A 17,117-nucleotide genomic window follows, 5' to 3' on the forward strand; every position below is an offset into this window, starting at 1 on the left:
ATGATGGTGTCGAGTGCGGCGTAATCCAACTCCAGGCGATCGAGCCGAGCCGGCATGGCCGGGGCCGGGACCAGGGGTGTGCGGGCCTTGAAAGGGCAGGGCAGGACCCGGCCCTGGGATGGCAAGCCCTGGACGCCCAAACGCCTGATCCGGGCGGTGCGCCGGCTGGCGGCGGCGGGGCTGGTGCGTCAGGAGGTTCTCGATGCGGCGCCCAAACGGATCGACAGCGGCGATCTCGTTCTGATGGTGGCCGGCTTGGCACGCTCGGAACCCGGCGTTACGTTGGACGGCATCGCCCGCCGGCTGCAAAGCATGGGGCAGCGCACGCCGCGCGGCGGCCTGCGCTGAAGTCGGTCGTCGGTGAAGAACCTGCTGGACCGCACCAGGGAGCAGGGGCTGCTGCGGGACGCGGAGCGTGCGTAGAGGGTGGTCCGCACTTGCGTCTGCCCGAAGCGGCATGGCCTCCGGAATCCAACCCATGGTTCGCTCATTGACAACCGCTTGCGCGCCCGCAGAGATGAGAATCGCGGCATTGCGGCCATCATCGCCGGCACCCTGTTCGATCCTGTGTCCGGCCTGACACGCTCACCCAACCTCCTATGACGTGGAGAAGCTCGGGCACAGGCGCAGCCCGGCCTCGCCTGGGTGGATAGTCCACAACCCTATCGCGGCTTTCCATCCTTCATGCGGGCGATCCCCCACATCCTCGACAAGCACCCCGACGCCGTCATCCTGATCATGGGTGACGACAGCACCAGCTATGGCGCCTCCTCTGCGGACGGAGGCACATGGCGGGAAACCATGCTGCGGGAGGTGCCGGTCGACCCCGGCCGCGTCCATTTCCTGGGCCGCCTGCCCTATGACCGGTACCGTTCCGTTCTCCAGCTTTCCCGCGTCCATGTGTATCTGACCTATCCCTTCGTCCTGTCCTGGTCGGTGCTGGAAGCCATGGCGACCGGATGCGTTGTCGTGGGATCGGATACCGGTCCGGTGCGTGAGGTGATCAGCCATGGCGAAAACGGCCTTCTGACCGACTTCTTCGATTCGCGTTCCATCGCCCATCGGGTGGGAGAGATTCTGGCCGAACCGGCCGCCTTCGCAGACCTGCGCAAAGCTGCCCGGCAGAGCGTCATCGACTCCTACGATCTGCCGATCTGCCTGGATCGCGAGCAGCGGCTGCTCAGACAGCTCATGAATGCATAGATTTCAAAGTAATAATAAATTTCGGACGGTATATAAGAACCGATTAACACATTATGGCGAGTATCGTTAGAATAAGCACGCTGATTTCGAGTGCGGACCACTCTTCCTCACCTGCCGAAACCCCAGGGGATCGCCATGTCTCTCAATCCGAACAACCTGTTCTCAGCCGTATCCGCCAGCCAGGCCGGAACATGGAAGCCGGTGACCACGGGTGGCGGTTCAGGCAAAAGTCTGGTTTCCACAGCCTTTTCGGCCCCTTCGGCACAAGGCGCGGACAGTGTCGATGTCAGTCCGCTCGGCAAGGCGCTGACGGGTGTTGCTGCCAAAGTCTTCGAGAAGTTGGACGGCAAGGCGCGTGGCATGCTGGAAGGCTATGTCAAGGCCGGCGTCATGACGGCTGAAGAGGTTGTCGGCGGCTTGCGGGCCATCGGTAAAGAAGCCGTACAAAGCCACTATATGAACAAGTTATCGGAAGAGAACGGCGGACCGGCGGCCTCGGGCAGCGATGTGCGAAAGGATCTCTACAACAAGCAGATGAAGTTCATGGACGGTGCGACCGATCTCATGAGGAATCTAGAGAAATCCGGAGCAGAGGACTCCAACGAGACCACTTCAAAAGCAAAAGAGGATTTCCAATCGCTGGCCAACTTTGAGCAGGATTTTGTCGGTAAAAACGGTGAATTCGAGAAGCTGGATTACAACCAGGACCAAAGCTACATCGCGAGGTCAGTCAATGATCTTAAAAGCTCAAACTTGTTTTCGGATGAAGGTGACGGTGATTTCTTCTCGAAATCTGATACGACATCCTTAAGCAAGTTGATAGATCTCGGATTCGATACGTCAGTCTACACGAGTGCCGCAAAAGCGGCTGTCAATGACGTCGACCTGAGTGGGGTGCAACGGACCTCTTCCGCCAGTTCCGGCACGCCAGCGGCGAACGCAGACCCATCAATGAAGGCAAAGCACGCCTCGTCGCAGCTGTCCACATCACGGACGGATGCGGGGTTGGGCGGTCTGGCTGCCCCTACGATGAAAACTTCGGAAAACGACGCGATGCTGGCGTTGTTGAAAGCCAACGCCGAAAACACACCAGACCGGCAGGGCACTTCAGCGACCGGCAAGAACGGCAACGATGGCGTTCTGACGGCCTTGACCCAAGCGCTGAAGACTGGCGACAAAGCCGCCGGAAGCGGAGCCGGGACCGGCCGGACCGACACCATCGTTTGACCCATCTCCGCCGGCATGGATTTGAAGAGACCGGACGTGACGCAATCCGAAGGGGTGTTTTGATGGCCGACATTGGCCTGTCGGCCACTCCAGCCCTGGCGTCGGAGCGCGACGGCACGCAGCGCATCGGCGACGCCGCCCGACCAGCCGGAATTCCGCATGACCGATGACATCAAGCCGGCGCAGGCGCTGGCCCGGTGCCGTGCAGCGCTGGGGTGGGCCGCCGCCTTCAGCCTGCCGATCAACCTGTTGGCGCTGACCACTTCGCTCTACATGATGCAGGTGTATGATCGGGTGCTCGCATCCGGCAGCATGGCGACGCTGACCTGCCTGTCGCTGGTCGCGCTGGCCGCCACCGTCGCCTTCAGCCGAAGCTGCGCATAGCGTTCCTGCAGGCGGGCCTGGCGCAGCGGCGCCGTCGCGGCGTCGATGCCGGCTCCTTTCAACAGCGGCTGGACCAACGATGCGTTCAGGGCCGATATCCCCGCAATCGTGCCGCTGTCCGGCTGCCGGCTTCCGCGCTGGCGCATGTCCCATCCGAACTGGATGGTGGTGCCCAGCGGCATCAGCATCTGCACGGTCGGGGCGATCCCGTCGGCGCCGGTGCGGGTGGAGCCCGTGCGGTCGACCCCGACGGAGCCGATGATGGAGCCGACCGGGGAGAAGCGCGATTCCGCAACATGCAGATCGAACTGGTCGAGAACGCGTTCGAGATAGGCACCGCAAACCGAAGGGTTGCGGCGAAGGCCCAGATACACCGCTTCCGGCAGGGTCAGCCGGACCTCCGGTTCATCGGCCGGAAGTTCGGCGGCCGGAAGTTCGGCGTCCGTACGCTCCGCGGATGTCGCGCCGCTTCCGACGTAGGACCGCACCGGCGGCATCTGGGCATGTGCCGCCCCGGCGCCCAGCAGGACAATCATGGCCGTTCAGCAGCCGACCGTTCGCTCCCGTCCCCTCACCGGCACCAAGCCCCCGTTGCGTCAATCCCAGCCCGGCAATCCATGTCCGGCAATCCATGTCCGGCCGATCAGGCCTTGATGTCGAGCGGCCTTTCCGCACCGGCCGCAACCGGCGGCACGCCGTTGCGGAACAGCGGCATATCCTTCAGATCCTTGACATAGCCGCCGGTGGCGACGGCGCCGGGCGCCTTGTCCTTCAGGCCGTCCAGGGCGCCCTTGATCATGCGGACCAGCGGGCTGTCGCTGTCGAGGGCATCGGGTTCCTGGCCGCTGTCGCGCATCGACTGCTCATACCCGAACTGGACGGCGGCACGTTGGACGGCCCAGTTGTTGGACGTCTTCTCCTCGTCGCTGACGCCGTCCAGAAAGGATGCTCCGGCGCGATAGCGGGCTGCGGGATTGTTGCCCGTCGGGTCGGCGGCCATCATGGCCTGCCCTTGCTGTTGGGACATGATCGACTGGGCGGTATCCTGTTCATCCTTCGAAAAGCTGCCGTCGCTGTTGCTGGCGATGGCGTAGAGGGAGCGGCGGTCCAGTCCGCCGAAGACGGTGTCCCAACTCTCCTGCGTCGCGTGCATATAGTCCATCGGCTTGCCCTGGGCGGCCAGCTCGGCGTATTTGGCATCGATGGTCGCCCGGGCGTCCTTGGCGACGGCCGCGAAATCCTTTTTCCCGGCGGCCTGACCGGAGAGGGATGTCTGGGCCGTCTTCGACAGCGTGACGACCGCGGCGGTGTCGCGCGCACTGCCGGTGGAGCCGCCGCTTTCGCCCGTTGCCTCTGACGTGCCCTTGGGGATGGGCGGCGTGTTGGCGAACTGAACAGGTGGCTGCCGATTTGTGCCCGTGGAGTTCAGTACGTTCATCGGTCACTCTCCCGCTGCCGCCGACTTGCCAGCGCCTTGAGGTACCGGCAAGCCATGCCACTTATCAGTAATGATACAGCCTGTATACTGTACCGCAGGCTGTGTTATGGGTCGATCAATAAATTCGGAAGTTGGCGGTCCAGTTGCCGTTGCTGCTGACGCTGCTCGCGGTGCCGGAGCAGTTCACGCCCGTGGCGCTGGGGGTCGCGTTGGTCGTCGGCCAGTTCCAGACGGAGCCGGACATGGTACGCGACGGCACGAAGAAGCACCGCTTCAGATTGTCCTGGCGGCGATAGTAGAAGCTGCCGCCCGTGGAGGTCGGGTAGGGGCTGGTCACGCTGATCGCGGCGGTCGTGCCGCTTGGAATGATGGTCGTCGGAAAACTGGGCGACGGAACGCCCTGGAAACCGCCGCCGGCCTGGAACTCCACCGTCGACGTGGTGTCGTTCTTCACATAGACCGTCATGGTCGCAGCCATCGCCGACGTGGTGGCGACGGCCATGGTCGTCATGGCGGCCAGCCCAAGCAGCGTCCGGCGCAGATTCTGTTTCATCTTGCACCCGTCATATCGATTTCAGAATTATTGCATGTCGCACGTCAGGGCTTTGAATATCCTGGCATGTCGATTCCGTTTCTGGAAAACAAGCAACTCATGATCTTGTACATTATTGCTTTGGATAGTCAAAGAAAGAATCTCCAATTTTTCAAGATTATTATATTTAGTTTTCTAATTAACACTCTGATGTTTTCGTATGTATGCTTAGATGCAAAATGATTACTTGTTGAACCTTCTTGTGAATACGGTGGGAGTTTGTTCCAACCTCTTCATGGCAGAAAGGACTGAGGGCTAAAAGGCGCCAAATTCGGCCTTCTCTCCGCTGATGCGGCGGAAAGCCGAATGCGGTCGTTTACGGTTGCAGAATACCGCCATGTGGACGAATAGGGGTGACGCCATGGATACCCTGGTGTTTGTAAAGCGGAATGGGGCCAGACCCAGGGCCATTCAAAGAAAGCCGGGCGGATTCAAGCGGTCGTCGTAACAGCTTGACGCAGGAGGTTGCGATGAAGAAGCGGAAGCGGCGCTCGGATCGATCTGGACGGGTTTCTCTGCGGTCACCCGGTCGGCCCCCCTCGGCTCAGCGTGAGGATCACCGGCGGTTCTGGGCGGCGATTGCGACGGGACAATCGAGCGAGGATGCGGCATCCCTGGGAGGCGTGTCGCCCGCGGGGGGGACGTCGGTTCCGAGAGGCGGGGGGTATGCCACCAGCGAAGTCTGCATCGTCGGCGAAGCTGCCGTCGAAGCGGTATTTGCAATTTGCGGAGCGGGAGGAGATCGCTCGGCAGTTGGAGTGATACCAGCGGCTTTGAAGTGTGACTCGTCACGGTGGATTCCCTTTTGGTCCGCCCTGTGATTCGCTGCCAGCTCTCGGAAGGAGGCGGGTATGGCGGCGATTGCGATCACGCGGCTGGAGCTGAGTTCAGCGGAGTTGCGCCAGCGGGCGGTGCGTTTTGGCGATCCGGATGTAGCGCGGCGCCTTCTCGCCCTAGCTCTGGTTTTGGAGGGGCGATCTCGCGAGGACGCCGCGCGGTCTTGCGGGATGGATCGGCAAACGTTGCGGGATTGGGTTCACCGCTACAACGCCCAAGGCGTGGCGGGGCTGCGGGATCGTAAGGCACCGGGAGCCAAGCCGAAGCTGTCGGCGGAGCAGGAAGCGGAGGTGGCGTCCTGGGTCCGCTCCGGTCCGGACCTCGCCGAGGATGGCGTGGTTCGGTGGCGGCGGTGCGATCTGGCCCGCAAGATCGAGCGCCGGTTCGGCGTGGTGCTGGCCGAGCGCAGCGTTGGCGGGCTGTTGCGCCGTCTGGGGTTCCGTCGCCTGTCGGTGCGCCCCCAGCATCCTCAGCAGGATGGCGAGGCGCTCGAGGCTCACAAAAAAACTTTGCCGCTCTGGTTGCCGGCGCCCTCCCCGACACCGCCCGCGGCAAGCCGCTGGAGCTCTGGTGGCAGGACGAAGCCCGGGTCGGCCAGCAAGGGACCCTGACCCGGGTGTGGGCCGCCAAGGGCAGCCGGCCACGCGCGCCCCGCGACCAGCGCCATAGCTGGGCCTACCTGTTCGGCGCCGTCTGCCCGAGCCGTGGCGCCGCCGCGGCCTTGGTCCTGCCCAAGGCCAACGCCGCGGCAATGACCCTGCACCTGGCCGAGATCAGCGGCCAAGTGAGCGACGGCCACCATGCGGTGCTCATCCTCGACGGCGCAGGCTGGCACCAGCCGGGCGACAAGCTGGTCGTGCCCGAAAACATCAGCCTTCTGCATCTGCCGCCCTATTGCCCGGAACTCAATCCGGTCGAAAACATCTGGCAGTTCCTGCGACAGAACCACCTTAGCCATCGCGTCTTCGATTCCTATGCCGCCATCGTCGAGGCCTGCTGCGAGGCGTGGAACGCTCTCGCCCAGGCACCCGAAATCATTCGCTCAATCGCCTCACGCTCGTGGGCAGCGGTCAATGTCTAAAGCCGCTGGTATGAGCCGTCTCGACCATTTCCCGGGAGCTGCGGCGCAATGCCGCCACCCGATCGGGCGGGTTGGAGTATCGGGCAACAACGGCGCAATGGCATGCCGACCGCTCAGCTCGCTGGCCCAAGCCGGCCAAGCTGGTGGTCAATCTGCAGCTGGTGCGCCAGGACGTCCTCGATGCGTCGCCCAAACGGATCGACAGCGGCGACCTCGTTCTGATGGTGGTCGGCCTGGCGCGCTCGGAACCCGGCACACGCTGGACGGCATCGCCCGCCGATTGCAAAGCATGGGGCAGGGCTCCCTGCGCGGCGGCCTGCGCTGGAGTCGGTCGTCAGTCAAGAACCTGCTGGACCGCGCCAGGGAGCAGGGGCTGTTGCGGGAGGCGGATGCAGCATAGCGATTGGGAAGCCACCCACACCATGCGCTGATGGAAAGCCGCTACTGCGTCTGTTTCAACCTGCACTCCCTCCGATAAGCCTGGGGCGGTTCAGTCTTGCGGAACCATGTGGGTAGGGCGCTGGCCGAGGATCGCCTTCGCAGTGTCCGGGAGGATGTCTCCGGTGACGGCGAAACGGAAATCCAGACTGACTCGCGTCATGCCGGCGTCGTTGGCGACGGTGCCATGCTCCAGCAGACCGCCGTCGAACACCAGCGCCTCACCATAGGCCACATCGATGGGCCGGAAGTCGCGCAGCCCGTAATCGGTTTCCGACCACAGGGTCCCTCCTTCGCGGCAGTCGGTGAAGGGGAGCCAGACGGTGATCTGGTCGTATCGCCCGGTCACGTCGGCGTCACGGTGCCAAGCGCTGACCGAACCGGTGTCCGGAAGATGGACCCGCATCTTCGGACGGTTGGAGTAGGAGATCCGCCCGCCGAAGACGGGGGCGATCACCTGACGGACGAACCGGTGGTAGAGCTGGAAAAGCGGCGAGGCATCGGGGAGGTTCTGCATCAGTGCCCGCAGGGCCAGATTGTCCGCATAGGTCGGCGCGGTGTCCTGCCCCTGGCGCTCACGGTGGCGTTGCCAAGCCTCGTGGAGCCGCTCCAGGGAGCGGACCTTGAAGACCGTCGCGGCCGTCACCTTGGCGAACGGATAGCGGCCTGTGTCGTACCGCAGAAGCGATGCCGTCCGCACCGCCGCCACCGGGATCAGCGGAGTCCGCGCCTCTATGCCGTCCACCATCATGTCTTCCGTCCTTCCAGACCGGTTCGCCCGGATCAGGGGAATCAGGGGAGCAGGCGGGCGAGGGCGGTGTTGACCACCGTCGCCGCGAGATTCGCCTTCTCCCACTTGTGCCAGAGCAGGAACTCGCCGTCGGGCCGTCCCGCCAGATCGACCAGCTGCCGCCAGGCCGCGGCTTGCAGCCCGAATTCCGGCTCAGGCCGGTTCGCCTGGGTCGGCGCTGCTGCGCGGCCGATACAGCGGACGGTGCCGGCAGGCGTTTCCACCGTCCCGAACAGTGCGGGACACAAGGTGATCGGATCCAGCAGCAAAGTCACCTGCCCGGCGGAGCAGTGCGCCGGCCCGCCCGACCAGGAAACGATGGACCCGTCGAGATCGATCGTGCCGGCCGCCTGTCCGTCCAGCAGCAGGCCGCCCGCCGCGTAGGAGAGGGAGCGCAGCCCGCCGTCGGCGGCGCGCACGACGTAACTGCCGGTCAGAGGGGCGAGCCCCGGTTCCGGCATCCAGGCGCCGGTCGGCGCATCGGCGGAACCGCCCAGGACGAAGCTGAGATCGCCGACGCTGAGCGTTCGCCCGCCGACCACGATGGCTCCATCCAGGGGCCGGCCGTCCAGCGTGACGCACAGATGGCGGCCGCGCTCCGGCGTTTCGGCCACGCCGACCTCCAGGCATTGCGGCCCCTCGGCGCCCTTGCGGGTGTAGCGTCCGGCCAGCGAGGACGGGTGCCGATGTCCGGGCCGCCCCTCGACGGCGACGAGCCCGTGTTCGGCCGGAACCGGCTCCCCCGCGGGCCAGATGGAACCGATCAGGCGGCGCCCGCCCTGCACGTCGACGTCCACCCGCAGGAATCCGTTGTCGGCACGGCCGGCTCCGGCCTTCCATTGCAGGATGCCACGCCGGAAGGAGAAGCGGCGGACCGGTTGTCCATCGACGAACAGCCGCGCCCGGTCGCCGTCCCCGGTCAGGACGATCAGGCGCCCGTCCTCTCCGGTCTCGCCCCGCACCTCGTAGACGCCTGCCCAGGGGAACAGGCGGTCGCGCAGCACCCCGTTGACGTCGGTGCGCATGCGGTCCCAATCCAGCGCAAGCCCCTGACCGGCCGACCACTCGGCCAGGGCGCCGGTGGCCGTTTCGGGACGCACGCCACGCAGGACCGCCAGCAGGCTGCGCATCACCGGTTTGCGGTCGAACAGCTGGAACAGGAAATCGCGGTTGCCGGGGTGGGCGACGCCGGTGCCCTTGGCCGCGATCTGGATCGCGCCGTGATCGCGGGTCGCCAGCAAGGAGCGCTCGCGGTCGGTCAGGCCGGGGAAGGACTCCGGCGCGACGGCGGCGCGCGGGTCGCGTTCATAGCGTTCCTGCAAGGCCGGATTGCTGCGCAGGGCGATGAGGAAGCGGCTGGCGCCGGTGTCCTCCTGCCATTGGTAGTCGCGGGAGACCTTGAACCGGCGGAAGGCGCGGAACGCCTTGCGCTCGCGCGGGCCGTACAGCCCGATTTCGCGCAGCGGCCCGTCCGATGTCCGGACCTCCTGTCCGGGCTGGATCAGGCCGAGCCGGATCAGCATGTCGAGATCGGCGGCCGCGGCGTTCTTGGGCGGCACGTAGAAGGTCGACACCCCGGTGACCCGGGTCTGGATCTGCGGATCGTGCAGCGCGCTCAGCGGATAGACTTCGATGGTCGGCGGGATGGTCGGATACCGGGAGGCGATGTAATGCGTCACCGGATAGTCGTCACCGTAGTATTTCTGGAGATACTCGACGAAAACCGAGAAGTTGTTGTTGATGTAGCCGCGGCGGCGGAACCCCATTTCTCCGATCAGGCCGACCTGCCATAGCACGACGTGCAGGCTGGTGTCGGGGATACGCCCCCGGATCAGCATGTCGGTCGCCTCATGGGTCTGCATGCCCGGATGGCAGGGGTCCACCCCCAGGTCGGCGCACAGGCAGTCCAGCGCGCAGACGCCCGGCCGCATCACCGCCTTATGCCCCTCGCGCCGGGCGATCATGATGCAGCGGTGGGTGGACAGCACGAAGATGCCGGGATGGCCGTAATAGACCGCCACCACCTTCTTGCCCTGGCGGACGTGATGCAGCATCGCCTCCGACATCTGCATGTAGGTGGTGTAGCGGACCTTGGTGTCGTCGTAGAGCACATAGAGGTCGTAGGCGTCCGGCCGGATCGACTTCAGCCAGACCACCGTGGCCGGATCGGCGACGCAGAAGAAGACCGCATCCGCACCGCGGATCAACTCTTCGTCGCCGATGGTGAATCCCATCGTCTCGATGCCGGAGCCGATGATGGTCAGTTCCCCCGGACGTGCCGGTGGATGTGCCGGCGCGTCCTGTGAAACGCTGTCCGCCGATGCAGCGATGGCTTGGGCCAGTTCCTCCCAGGCGCGGGCATGCTGCTCCCGGGTGGGGAAGTGTATGGTGTCGGTCACGATGGGGTCTACCCTCGTTGCAGTCCGGCGGATGCGGAGCGATGTGGAAAAGACCGGGAGCCGCGGATCAGGCGTTCTTCCCGGAGATCTGCTTCAGGTATTCCAGGGCGACGTTGCAGGCGACCTTCACCGGCAGCGGCTTGCCGTCATAGGTGTAGGAGGCCAGCACCTGATACGCCTGGTACTGGGTGGCGGCGCTGCCGTACTGGGCCAGTTGGTTGACCAGGGCGACCTCGGTCGCCTGCGGCCAGTTCCACCCGGACTGCGCGGAATCGGCGGCGGGATCCTTGGTCATCACGATGGTGGTCAGAACCATCTGCTGGGTGCCGGTCGAAGGCACGTCCGCAGCCACCGAACCGGCCTGGACATAGTCGGCGAAGGTGGTCCAGCGGGTTGCGATCGGGTTGTTCTCGTTCAGCATGTAGTTGATCAGCAGGCCGAGCCCGGTGCTCTGCTGCGGCGCCATGTTCTGGAGGTCCTGCGAGGCGGCCTGCTGCCAGACCTGGAGCAGCTTCTGCGCCGAGGTGAAGGCGACCATGATCGCCAGGTTCTTGACCAGCGCCGGGAAGCCCTTGCTGACGATCCAGCTGCCGAGGTTGGACAGTGCCCCCTTGATCATGCCGGGCTGGACGTTTACGTCGGTGTCGATGTCGGTGTCGGTATCGACGTCGGTGACGTTGTCGGTGTCCGTAACGTTGTCCGTGTCGGTGACCACGTCGGTGTCCACATCGACGTCGACGTCCACATCCACGTCGATGACCGCGAAGACGTCGTCGTCGATGTCGATGTCGATGTCGATGTCCACATCCACGTCGGTGTCGGTGACGTTGTCGGTGTCCTCGACGTTGTCGGTGTCGGTGTCGATGTCCACATCGACGTCGACGTCCACATCCACGTTGATCGGCTCCGCCTCCTCACCGATGGCGGAAGCCGGGCTGGCCGTGCCGCTCTGGGCGCTCAGCGCGCTGTTGCCCGAGCTGATGAAGCTGGAGATCTTGGACGACAGATAGCCGATCCCGTTGGCGACGCCCCCCAGAACCGTGACCGCCATGTCCAGCGCCATCGCCAGCTGTACGGTCTGGAAAGCGCCATAGGCGAGATCGTAGGCGGCGATCCACCAGGGGATGGACGGATTCTGGTAAGGCTGGGCCACCAGCGTCTGTCCGTTCAGCGTGCCGACGAAGCACAGGACGACGCTGTCCGGCTGTCCTTCCCAGGCGAGGCTGCGCGGCACGGCCGTCAGCAGCAGGCCGGCGGCCGCGGATGCGCCGTCGGACGACAGGGTGCTGTGGGAGAAGGTCAGCGGCCCCGTCGACGGGGTTCCGGCCGCGGGCGTGAAGGTCGCCGTGCCGTTCGCGACGGTCAGGGTTCCGCAATCGGACGGCGGGATGACGAAACCGGAGCTGCTGGTCTGCGGCTGGTAGCAGTAATAGGTCCCGGGCCAGGCGTTCAGCGAATTGGTCGCCCAATAGCTGACGATCGACCAATGGCCGTAGGTCGCACCGTTCATGCCGTTGGTGCTGAAGAAGGTGGCAACGGCGGATTCTAGCGTCGAGACGTCGGTGACGTTGACGAACAGCTCGTTGAACTGGAGCGAGGCCGGGGCGTAGGGCTGGCTCATCACCTGCTGGTAGAAGCTCAGCACGGTCTGGCAGGTCTGCAGGTCCGTCTGCGCGACCGTGGTCGCGGCACTCTCGGCCAGAATCGACGGGATGAAGAGTTGGAGCGGGAAATCGTCGCTCGCCCGGCAGATCACCATGCGGCACAGCGCGTCCGGGGTCGTGAAGCTCTGGGCGCCGTTTGCGGGAACCGTGGCGATCTGCGTGTAGACCGGCAGGTAATCCGCCGGGTTGGTGCTGGGCGGGCTGCTGGGAGGCGTGGGCGTCACCGTGGAATAGACCACGAGCGGAAACGAAAGCTGATTGGTGACGGTGACCGGAATGCCGGCCGCGACGGCGTTGGACATGCTGTCTGCTCCGATGTTCTGGGGGATGATCGGCGTGGTGTGCGGAGGCGCGGAGGCGTTGTCGCGATCCGGGAAGACCACTCATTCGTTCCCGGAAATCTCTCCGTCCTTGATCATCGAGCTTTCCTCTTCCAGTGCCTTGTCCTGGGATTCGAGATCGGTCTGCACGGCCTTGTCCTGCATCAGCGTCTTCGCGGCCTGACCGGCGAGCCGCGAGCCTACGGCGGCGGTGATCTTGTCGATCAAGGCCTGGTTCTGGGACAGGTTGTCCGCGATGGCCTCGAGGTTTCCCGAAGCGCCGCTGTTGCCGGGCTGAATTTGCTGAAGCTGGCTTGCGGTGTTCCGCAGGGTGTTTGCCGCCGAACTCATGTCGCTGTTGTTGCTGAACTGGCTGAGAACCCCAAGCTCGCCTCCCTGTTCCCCGATAATGTTCGTCTGGTTCTGCACCACGATGGAATTGCTGCTTTCAACCAGCCCGCCCCGCAGCGCAAGCGCGTCGGCACTGATGTCGGCCGGTGCGGAAATTCGTACACCGGCGTTCATGTTCTGCAATTCCAGAACGATGCCGTTCTGCCGGTTGATTTCGGCGACGGAAAGGTCGCTCCGGTCCTGGTTGACCTGCGCCTGCGTGGGCGGCGCCCCGCCGTTGGCGGCCTCGTTCGAGCGGAAGCGGTTTCTCAGCCAGCGGACACCGTCCGCCAGCAGCTTGATGCTGAACGCCACGCCGATCAGGGCGAGGGAAAGCTGCACATACTGGTTGGCGAGGATGGTCCCGAGATTATTGAGGAAGTCCTGCCAGCCGCTCTGCTCTTGATCGACGCCGACCATCTGCTGCCCGTTCGCGGTGCCGTTCAGCGTCAGGATGATGGTGCCGTAGTCGTCGGAATTGCCCGTGAAGGTGCTGAGCGGCGTATAGCTCGGCACGAGACTGATCGTCTGCACCGCGTCGGTCGTGCTCGATACCAGCACCCCGTTCGAGAAGGTGAGCGGCGTCGGGGTGCCGTCGCCGTCGAAATACGTGACCGTATAGCCGGCATCGGGATCGGTCACGGACGGCACGCCGGCGGGCTGGTTCCGCAGGAAGGTAACCTTGCCGCAGGCCTGTGCCTCCGTTCCCTTGCCGGCGCTGGTGTAAAGGTAATAGGTGAAGCTGTCCTGGAAACCGGCCCAGGCCGTCGCGAAGGTGGCGACGTAGGTCGATACCGCGACATAGGCGTCCAGCGTGACCGTCTGGTAAGCTGGATATTGCTGGAAGAACTGGTTGACCGTCGAATCGACCCCGTTCGAACTGGCCGAACCGCTGCGCGCCGCGTTGAGAGCGGCGGTAAAGCCGGTTGCCAGGTTGGACGTCGGATAGGCGGTGATGGTCTGGTAGAACTGCAACGCACTGACGAAGGGATCGGCGCCGTTGCCCGATGCCGCGACGGTGATCTTCGGGTAGATGGGCGGATCGTCGGACGACAGCATTTCCGACACGACCTGGACCGGGAACAGGTTGTCGGCCTGCGCGACGATCAGGTCGTAAACGGTCATCGGGACGCCGTTCAGCACGTCGTCCAGCGTTATGCTGTCTGTGGCCGAAGGAGCCAGCGTGTCGCCGCCCATGAACGGCAGGAGCTCGAGCGTCTGCTCGTAGCCCTGCTGGGTTCCGTCGGGATCGCTGTTGTAGGCGTTTATGACCACGATGTCGCCGTTCCAGCCGGTCTGCGGCTGGGCGGGGTTGGCGGGTACTGCCAGGGAATTGGAGACGATGCAGCTGGTGCTGCTGGTACCGGTCGTGGCTTGAGCCATGGCTTTCCCCTGTTTCCTCGAATTGACGGCGTCGCAGGCGGCGAAAGCGGCGGCGGCGCCCCCGCCGGGGGGACGCCGCCGCCGGCAATCATGCTCCGCGCATCAGCGGAAGACGTCCTCCACGTCCTCCCCGAACTCGCCGTCTTCGAGGTCCGAATCCTCCGTGTTTTCTTCCTTCTCTTCTTCCTCTTCCGTTTCCTCTTCTTCTTCGGCGGCCTGGACCGTAGCCTTTTCGTTGCTGGCCATACCCGCAGAATCCTGCTCGTTCTGCTTGGTGAGGTCAGTCTGGATATTGCTCAGAGACGTCTCATCCGCTGCCAGCTTCTGCGGAGCCTGCGGGTCGGTGGGGCTCAGGCTGTTCACGTCGCCGGCGACCTGGCGAAGGTTGCTGGCATCCGTTTCGACACCGGTGTTGACGCTGACCTCCGCATCGTCCTGGAGTTCGGTCTGCTCCTTCGCGATCCCGTCCTTGACCTCGGTGATCTGGTCTTCGGTGTTGTTCTGGACCATTTGGGACTGAAGGTTGGTCTGCGCCTCGGGCATGGCGGACGGTGCGGGAACCGTCCCGCCGCTGCCGACGTCGTTCAGCTTGGTCTGCAACTCGGTCTGGATACCCTGCTGCACCTCGGGAAGCTGGCCCTTGATTTCCGAGACCTGTTCCTGGGTGGGAGGGGTCCCCTTGTTGGCGGCCTGCGTGGAGGCGAGCTTGCCCTTCAGCCAGGCCACGCCGTCCACAACCGTCTTGATGCCCATCGCGACGCCGGTGATCTGGACGAACAGCTGGACATACTGGTTGTTGAGAACGGTGCCGAGGAAGTTCAGGAAGTCCTGCCAGTCGCTCTGCTGCTCATTGACGCCGACCACCTGCTGGCCATTCACGATGCCGCTCGTCATCGGCATGATCGTGTTGTAGTCGCTGGACTGGCCGGTGAAGGTGCTGAGCGGCGAATAGGCCATCTGCAGGCAGATCGGCGGGTTGTCCTGGGTGGTGCTGGAGACCAGCTGCCCCTTGGAGAAATAGAGCGGGGTCGTGTTGCCGCTGGTGTCGGTGTAGGTGATGGTGTAGCCGCTGCTCGGGTCGGTCGGCGAAGGCAAGCCGGAGGCCTGGTTCAGGACGAAGGCAACCGAGCCGTAGGCCTTCGCCTCGGTCCCCTCGCCGCCGCTGACGTAGAGATAATAGGTGTAGCTGTTCTGGAAATTGGCCCACGGCGCGGCAAAGCTCGTGAGGTAGGTCGACACCGCGACATAGGACGCGAACGTGACGTTCTGGTAGCTCTGCGTTCCCTTGAAGAACTGGTTGACCGTGGAATCGACGTCGCTGGACTGTGCGGCGGACGAACTGGCGGAATTGCAGGCGGCGGTGAAGCCCGTCGCCAGATTGCAGGACGGATCCGCGGTGATGATCTGGTAGAACTGCCAGGCGCCGATGAAGGGATCCGCATTCGCGGCCGACGGCTCCACCGTGATTGCCTGATAGTCGAAGGTGGTGAAGGACATCATCTCCGACACGACCTGGACCGGGAACAGGTTGTTGGCCTGCGCGATGAGCAGGTCGTAGATGCTCATCGGCACGCCGTTCAGGACCTGATCCAGCGTGATGCTGTCGGTGGCGGAGGGCGCCAGCGTGTTGCCGCCCGTGAACGGCAGCAGCGCAAGCGTCTGCTCGTAACCCTGCTGGGTACCGCTGGGAGCGCTGTTGTAGGCATTGATGACCACGATGTCACCGTTCCAGCCGGTCTGCGGCTGGGCGGGAGTGGCGGGCGCGACCAAGCAATTGGTGACGCTGCAGCTATTTGCAGAATTCGTATCAGACATTTTTAATATTCCTCAGGTACAGATGGGAGTTATTCTTCAGGGCGCGGGCGATAGACGCACACGTCAAACGCATGCATCCGTATGCAATTATGAACAACGGCTACTACGCCGCATATTTTGTACGAAATACTACGATAGGCAATGGTTATTATTCGGATGTCGGTGACATTTACGACATTGTCCCCCTGCCGCTCCTCCTTACACAACTATAGGTAAAGGAAATTGGGGGCATTTTCCCCAGCTCCAGGCCGGGCAGGGGCAGCGTCAAGTCGGGGTTGGTTTGGTGGCTGGGATGCCAGTATCTGGCGGTCGTGACGACGCGCCCTGTCAATCGGCTTGAGATAGGGGGCTCTTCCAAGTTTTGTGTGACCAAGCAGAGGTTGAGCCGGCGGAGCTGAATCGCTGCTGGATCACGTCGATCAAAGCTTCCATCGGATCACCGTGCGTGCACAGCCAGTTCCTGTCTCAGTATCCTGCACTGGCTGCGGCACACCCTCACGCCGCGTTCACGGCGCCTACTGGCCGCAGCCTTGGTGTTGTGGCGTGCTTCGGACGCCCCACCGTGCTGCTGATCCGCGTCCTCCACCCGCTCACCGGGCTTGACGCCGAGATGATCGAGCACCGCCTGCCGCAGCGTCACCTGTCCCTTAGCCGTCACCGTCAGACTGATCTTGCCCCGGTTTGGTGGACACCTCAGCCAAGCTCCGATTGGAGCGGGAAGGTGTCTGATGACGAAGACAAGGCGATCCTTCACGGACGAGTTCAAGCGTGAGGCTGTAGCCCTGCTGGAAGGGAGCGGCCGGCCGCTGGAGCATGTGGCGCGGGAGTTAGGCCTGCAGGATTCGGTACTGCGGAACTGGCGGCGGGTAGCCCAAGGCCACCGGGACGTGTTCGCCTAAATCGAAACCTACTACAATCGCCAAAATCGCCAAAATCGCCAAAATCGCCAACGCGCCCACTCGGCCATCGGATACATCACCCCCGAAAAGACCGAGCTAAGATCTGCGTGAACCCGTGTCCACCGAACCGGAGCAAGATCATCCGTAAAGATCCGCCGTGTCGTCGTCATTCTTGACCTCTCCGCTCCATCTGGAGCTTAGCAGAGGTGTCCACTGATTCGGAGGAGGGCCACCCTCGGGAAGAGCCGGGTGCGGGA

General features: G+C 63.9%; 12 protein-coding genes and 4 pseudogenes. 7 read left to right on the forward strand and 9 right to left on the reverse strand.

The annotated features are described in order from the left end of the window. Positions 1 to 78: 78 nt before the first annotated feature. The 3 genes from AZOLI_RS18900 (at position 79) to AZOLI_RS18910 (ending at position 2,430) form a co-directional block, all read left to right on the forward strand. Positions 79 to 348: a hypothetical protein gene (locus AZOLI_RS18900; RefSeq protein WP_162488319.1), complete on the forward strand. Its 270-nt coding sequence runs from the start codon at positions 79 to 81 to the stop codon at positions 346 to 348. Positions 349 to 684: 336 nt separating this feature from the next. Continuing rightward, a complete protein-coding gene (locus AZOLI_RS18905) occupies positions 685 to 1,203 on the forward strand; it encodes a glycosyltransferase (protein ID WP_052315468.1) in 519 nt (172 codons plus the stop codon). A gap of 135 nt (positions 1,204 to 1,338) precedes the next feature. Further along, positions 1,339 to 2,430: a hypothetical protein gene (locus tag AZOLI_RS18910; RefSeq protein ID WP_162488320.1), complete on the forward strand. Its 1,092-nt coding sequence runs from the start codon at positions 1,339 to 1,341 to the stop codon at positions 2,428 to 2,430. Positions 2,431 to 2,699: 269 nt separating this feature from the next. Here the strand turns inward: AZOLI_RS18910 and AZOLI_RS18915 are convergent, their stop codons facing one another. The 3 genes from AZOLI_RS18915 to AZOLI_RS18925 form a co-directional block, all read right to left on the reverse strand. Continuing rightward, a complete protein-coding gene (locus tag AZOLI_RS18915) occupies positions 2,700 to 3,350 on the reverse strand; it encodes a hypothetical protein (RefSeq protein ID WP_044552128.1) in 651 nt (216 codons plus the stop codon). 107 nt (positions 3,351 to 3,457) lie between these two features. Continuing rightward, positions 3,458 to 4,252 (reverse strand): hypothetical protein, encoded by a 795-nt coding sequence (locus AZOLI_RS18920; RefSeq protein WP_014188737.1) that lies wholly within the window; start codon positions 4,250 to 4,252, stop codon positions 3,458 to 3,460. Between the two features lie 115 nt (positions 4,253 to 4,367). Further along, positions 4,368 to 4,805, reverse strand: coding sequence for a hypothetical protein (locus AZOLI_RS18925; RefSeq protein ID WP_014188738.1), 438 nt, complete (start codon positions 4,803 to 4,805; stop codon positions 4,368 to 4,370). 509 nt (positions 4,806 to 5,314) lie between these two features. On the opposite strand from AZOLI_RS18925, the pseudogene AZOLI_RS33845 reads away from it, so the two are divergent. The 3 genes and pseudogenes from AZOLI_RS33845 to AZOLI_RS33080 form a co-directional block, all read left to right on the forward strand. Next, positions 5,315 to 5,591, forward strand: a pseudogene (locus AZOLI_RS33845) (IS30 family transposase); the annotation flags it as partial. Between the two features lie 104 nt (positions 5,592 to 5,695). Then, positions 5,696 to 6,762, forward strand: a protein-coding gene (locus AZOLI_RS31415; protein ID WP_085938487.1) for an IS630-like element ISAli3 family transposase whose coding sequence is annotated in 2 segments (ribosomal slippage) — positions 5,696 to 6,182 and positions 6,182 to 6,762 — 1,068 coding nt in all. Because the reading frame shifts where the segments join, the coding sequence is not laid out codon by codon here. Positions 6,763 to 6,779: 17 nt separating this feature from the next. Further along, a pseudogene (locus AZOLI_RS33080) lies at positions 6,780 to 6,923 on the forward strand (IS30 family transposase); the annotation flags it as partial. Positions 6,924 to 7,252: 329 nt separating this feature from the next. Here the strand turns inward: AZOLI_RS33080 and AZOLI_RS18940 are convergent. The 6 genes and pseudogenes from AZOLI_RS18940 to AZOLI_RS33330 all read right to left on the reverse strand — a co-directional run. Continuing rightward, a complete protein-coding gene (locus tag AZOLI_RS18940) occupies positions 7,253 to 7,951 on the reverse strand; it encodes a streptomycin biosynthesis enzyme StrG (protein WP_014188740.1) in 699 nt (232 codons plus the stop codon). Positions 7,952 to 7,992: 41 nt separating this feature from the next. Beyond that, positions 7,993 to 10,389 (reverse strand): SAM-dependent methyltransferase, encoded by a 2,397-nt coding sequence (locus tag AZOLI_RS18945; RefSeq protein ID WP_014188741.1) that lies wholly within the window; start codon positions 10,387 to 10,389, stop codon positions 7,993 to 7,995. A 67-nt stretch (positions 10,390 to 10,456) separates the two neighbouring features. Continuing rightward, the gene (locus AZOLI_RS18950) at positions 10,457 to 12,355 is read right to left on the reverse strand and encodes a hypothetical protein (RefSeq protein ID WP_162488321.1); all 1,899 of its coding nucleotides are present in this window, start codon (positions 12,353 to 12,355) and stop codon (positions 10,457 to 10,459) included. An 81-nt stretch (positions 12,356 to 12,436) separates the two neighbouring features. After that, complete coding sequence (locus AZOLI_RS18955; protein WP_014188743.1) at positions 12,437 to 14,146, reverse strand: hypothetical protein; 1,710 nt, start codon at positions 14,144 to 14,146, stop codon at positions 12,437 to 12,439. Between the two features lie 102 nt (positions 14,147 to 14,248). Further along, the gene (locus AZOLI_RS18960) at positions 14,249 to 15,961 is read right to left on the reverse strand and encodes a hypothetical protein (protein ID WP_081505991.1); all 1,713 of its coding nucleotides are present in this window, start codon (positions 15,959 to 15,961) and stop codon (positions 14,249 to 14,251) included. Between the two features lie 556 nt (positions 15,962 to 16,517). Further along, a pseudogene (locus AZOLI_RS33330) lies at positions 16,518 to 16,631 on the reverse strand (AbrB/MazE/SpoVT family DNA-binding domain-containing protein); the annotation flags it as partial. Between the two features lie 58 nt (positions 16,632 to 16,689). Here AZOLI_RS33330 and AZOLI_RS18965 point away from each other — a divergent pair. Continuing rightward, positions 16,690 to 16,839: pseudogene (locus AZOLI_RS18965) on the forward strand (transposase); the annotation flags it as partial. Between the last annotated feature and the right edge of the window lie 278 nt (positions 16,840 to 17,117).

This window comes from Azospirillum lipoferum 4B (assembly GCF_000283655.1).
In the GTDB taxonomy this organism is placed as follows: Bacteria; Pseudomonadota; Alphaproteobacteria; order Azospirillales; family Azospirillaceae; genus Azospirillum; species Azospirillum lipoferum_C.

What these genes read in the sequence shown, in the direction of transcription:
- AZOLI_RS18905 (WP_052315468.1), top strand. Translation starts at nt 685, where the DNA reads ATGCGGGCGATCCCCCACATCCTCGACAAGCACCCCGACGCCGTCATC.
- AZOLI_RS18925 (WP_014188738.1), bottom strand. Translation starts at nt 4,805, where the DNA reads ATGAAACAGAATCTGCGCCGGACGCTGCTTGGGCTGGCCGCCATGACG.
- AZOLI_RS18950 (WP_162488321.1), bottom strand. Translation starts at nt 12,355, where the DNA reads ATGTCCAACGCCGTCGCGGCCGGCATTCCGGTCACCGTCACCAATCAG.
- AZOLI_RS18910 (WP_162488320.1), top strand. Translation starts at nt 1,339, where the DNA reads ATGTCTCTCAATCCGAACAACCTGTTCTCAGCCGTATCCGCCAGCCAG.
- AZOLI_RS18955 (WP_014188743.1), bottom strand. Translation starts at nt 14,146, where the DNA reads ATGGCTCAAGCCACGACCGGTACCAGCAGCACCAGCTGCATCGTCTCC.
- AZOLI_RS18940 (WP_014188740.1), bottom strand. Translation starts at nt 7,951, where the DNA reads ATGATGGTGGACGGCATAGAGGCGCGGACTCCGCTGATCCCGGTGGCG.
- AZOLI_RS18920 (WP_014188737.1), bottom strand. Translation starts at nt 4,252, where the DNA reads ATGAACGTACTGAACTCCACGGGCACAAATCGGCAGCCACCTGTTCAG.
- AZOLI_RS18915 (WP_044552128.1), bottom strand. Translation starts at nt 3,350, where the DNA reads ATGATTGTCCTGCTGGGCGCCGGGGCGGCACATGCCCAGATGCCGCCG.
- AZOLI_RS18960 (WP_081505991.1), bottom strand. Translation starts at nt 15,961, where the DNA reads ATGTCTGATACGAATTCTGCAAATAGCTGCAGCGTCACCAATTGCTTG.